The following is a 3159-nucleotide window of genomic DNA, read 5'->3' as shown; positions in this document are numbered from 1 at the left end:
CCCGGTTGGCGGCTCGAAGAGCCCTGACCGTCCGCACCCGCCCCTCAACGCTTTCCTTCGAGAGACCCATCCGCCGTGAAGAACGACCTTCGCCTTCTGCGCTTCATCCGCCTCATTCGTCCCCTCCGCCGTCCGGGGACGCCATGGAGACGCGCGCTTCCCGCCGCGCTCCCGACAATGCTCTGCGCCGCGCTCCTTGCCGCCGCCCCCGCATCCGCCGCCCCGACGGCCGCGCCCTGGTGGCTCGACGACGTCTGGCGCGACCCCGACCGCCCCTTTCTCTACTACGGCGACCCGCGCCCGGAGCCGGGCGCGCCGCAGCCTGAATCGCCTCAGACCCCCTCTCGGCAGACGCCCCCGGAAGAGGCGGATCCGGACGCCCCGAAGGATCTCGCAACCCTGACGCGCATGGAGGACGTGCGCCGCGAGTACGCCGCGCGTCTTGACCGCGCGGTGATGCGGCCGACCGAAGAGAACGTCGCGGCCCTCCACGAGGTGAACACCTTCGTGTTGGGGAAGTCCCACCAGTTCGCGCAGATCTACGACCGAGTGCGGATCGCGCGGCCCGAGTTCGACTGGACGGCCGCGCACCCGTCGGCGAACTTCGCCGCCGTCGAGATCAACTCCCGCGCCGAAGCCGACGCCGAGCGCTTCATGAAGACGCTCGGCCGGGAGTCCGGCCTCGTCTTCCTCGGGGGGCCCGACGCCGCCTTGAACGGCCTCGCACTCGGCCCCGTACGGACCTTTGCGCACACCCACGGCTTTGAGCTTCTCGTCGTCGCCACCGGCGCTCGGGTGCCGGGCGGCGACGCGAAGCCCGACAACGGGATCGCCCAAAAGCTTCTCGCGCTCCAGCCCGGGCGGGTGCCGCTCCCCGCGGTCTTTCTCGTCGCGCGCCCTGGCACGCGGCACCCGGCGCTCGCCGAACTCGCCGGCCGCCCCGTTCCCGCCGCGGCGGGACCCGTGAGCGTTTCCGAACTCACAGAGCGCCTCATGCGGCTCTTCGCGCCCCTGATTGAACCAGGCAACGCCGCCCCGCTCCCGAGCCGGCGCGGCGCCGAAATGGCCGAAGGCTCGGCCTGGGGCTCCGCCGCCGGCGCCTTCAACGCCTCCGCCCCCTCCACCCTCACGACCCTCACGACACACCGACAGCCATGAACCGCAGACAACCCAAAGATCCTCTCGCGCGCACCCGCCCCGCCCTCCTGAAGCGCCGGGCCGCCGCGCGGCTTCTCGCCCTCACCCTCGCTCTCGGGAGCCTCGCGGGCTCACCGGCCGAGGCGGGCTTTCTCGAAGACTTCTACGACGAAGCGGGCGGGCAGCACGCGCAGACGGCTGCGGGCGTCTACGAGTCGCAGGACTTGTCGCTCGCCACGGGCGGCTCCTTCGTCTTCAAGGCGCCGAGGAAGGACTTCACGCCCTTTACGCTCGACGCGCCGCACCTCAAGGCCGGGTGCGGCGGCATCGACCTCTTTCTCGGGGCCTTCTCGGTCCCCTCGCGCGAGGAGTTCGTGAGCTTCCTGCGCTCGATCGGCACGGCGATTCCCGGGCTCGCCTTTCAGCTCGCGCTCCAGGGCCTCTCGCCCGACCTCAACGAACAGGTGACCGAATTCCGCGACATGATCATGGAGCTCACGGGAAAGTTCTCCGACAGCTGCCGCGCGGCGCAGACGATCGTGGATTCAGCGGCCTCGGCCGCGGGCTGGATGGGACAGGCGCAGCACCGGGCCGCAAACAATCTGCGCGCCACGGGCGGGGCGTCGGACGCTTCGGACGCGGACCGCATGACCCGCACGAACGGCGCGAAGGTCCTCGACTCGGTCCCGGAGCGCACCGACGCCTCGGGCGCGGTGGTCGAAGCGGGCGAAATGAACCTCACCTGGGCGCTCCTCAAGGGCGGCAGGCTCGGCGCGAGCCTCGAGCAGGAGACGCTCGAAACGATGATGACGCTTCTCGGGACCACGCTCTACGTGAAGACCGGGTCGGGCGAAGACGCGACCGTACGGGCGTCGAGCGTGCCGGCGCGCGACATCCTCTGGGACCTCTTCGGGACGGTGGATGAGGCGCACCCCTCGGACGCGAAGATCCTCTCCTGCGACGAGCCGGTGAAGTGCCTCGCGCCCAAGGAGAAGCACGCCTCCCCCATCAACCTCGTGCGTGAAATCCATGAGGCGGCGAGGCGCTACCGCACGAGTCTCGTCTCGAGAAACCGCGCCGAGGTGAGCGAGCGCGACCTCGTGCTGTTGGCGAACATCTCTTCGCTGCCGCTTCTCTCCCTCATCGAAGCGTCGGCTTCGAGCCGCATTCCCGCGGCGGGCGAATCCCTGATGCGGCTCTACGCCGAAGCCGCGGCCTATGAAGGGCTCACGACGGCGTTGAGGGGGCTCGCCGAAGACGTCAGGCGCCTGGTCACCGGCTCGTCGGCGCGCGGCGCCAACGCCGCGAACCTGCGCCACGCCGAAATGCTCGAAGCCCGCCTCGCGCGGATTCTCGAGGAGCTCCGGGGGCGCGAGACGGCGCTCTATGAAGCGATGGCCCGCGCGCAGGCGATGAGCGCGCAGGCCGCGCACATCGAACGCTCGGTCTTCGGGCGCGCGGCGATGGAGTCGGCGGCCCGCCTCCCGCGCCGCTACGGCTACTGATGGAGGGGGCGTTGATGACGATGGACTTCTACGCCTACTGGAACGCCGCTCAGGTGGCCGAACTCCTTGGCGCCATTGCAGGCATCATGAGCTCTCCGGGCTACACGACCTTTCTTCTGGTTGCGGCGGTCTTCGGTTTTCTTTTGACCGCCGCGGCCGCAGCCGTGCGCTACCGGCCCTTTGAGATCATCAGCTGGTTCTTCGCCTGCGTGCTCCTCTACCTCACCTGCTTCGCGCCGAAGGTGACGATCACGGTGCAGGACGTGCGGGCGATGAGCGCGCAGACCGTTTCCGGGGTCCCCTTGGGGGTGGGCTTCACGGCGGCCGCCTCGTCGGCCGTGGGCCACTACCTCGCCGAACTCTACGAGACGGCGTTCTCGGACGTCGAGGGCGTGCGCTTCACGCGCTTCGGCGCGGTCTTCCCCGAGCGGGCGGCGGCGGCCGTCGCGGCCGCGGGCCCCGTGTCCGAGGAGGCGCGCGCAGTGCTCACGCCCTTCATCGACCGGTGCGTGAGCCC

At 70.4% G+C, this 3159-nt stretch carries 3 protein-coding genes; all 3 read left to right on the top strand.

The annotated features are described in order from the left end of the window. The first annotated feature begins 75 nt into the window (after positions 1-75). On the top strand, positions 76-1158 hold the full coding sequence (gene traF, locus ACT6Y9_RS09855; protein ID WP_443744396.1) for a conjugal transfer protein TraF: 1083 nt from the start codon (positions 76-78) through the stop codon (positions 1156-1158). Continuing rightward, positions 1155-2642: a conjugal transfer protein TraH gene (locus tag ACT6Y9_RS09850; protein WP_443744395.1), complete on the top strand. Its 1488-nt coding sequence runs from the start codon at positions 1155-1157 to the stop codon at positions 2640-2642. The genes traF and ACT6Y9_RS09850 overlap by 4 nt, the downstream gene beginning before the upstream one ends. Positions 2643-2656: 14 nt before the next feature. Then, on the top strand, positions 2657-3159 hold a 503-nt coding region (locus ACT6Y9_RS09845; RefSeq protein ID WP_443744394.1), incomplete at its 3' end, for a conjugal transfer protein TraG N-terminal domain-containing protein.

This window comes from Sutterella sp. (assembly GCF_052272535.1).
In the GTDB taxonomy this organism is placed as follows: domain Bacteria; phylum Pseudomonadota; class Gammaproteobacteria; order Burkholderiales; family Burkholderiaceae_F; genus Sutterella.
This window is presented reverse-complemented; position numbering and strand designations above follow the sequence as displayed.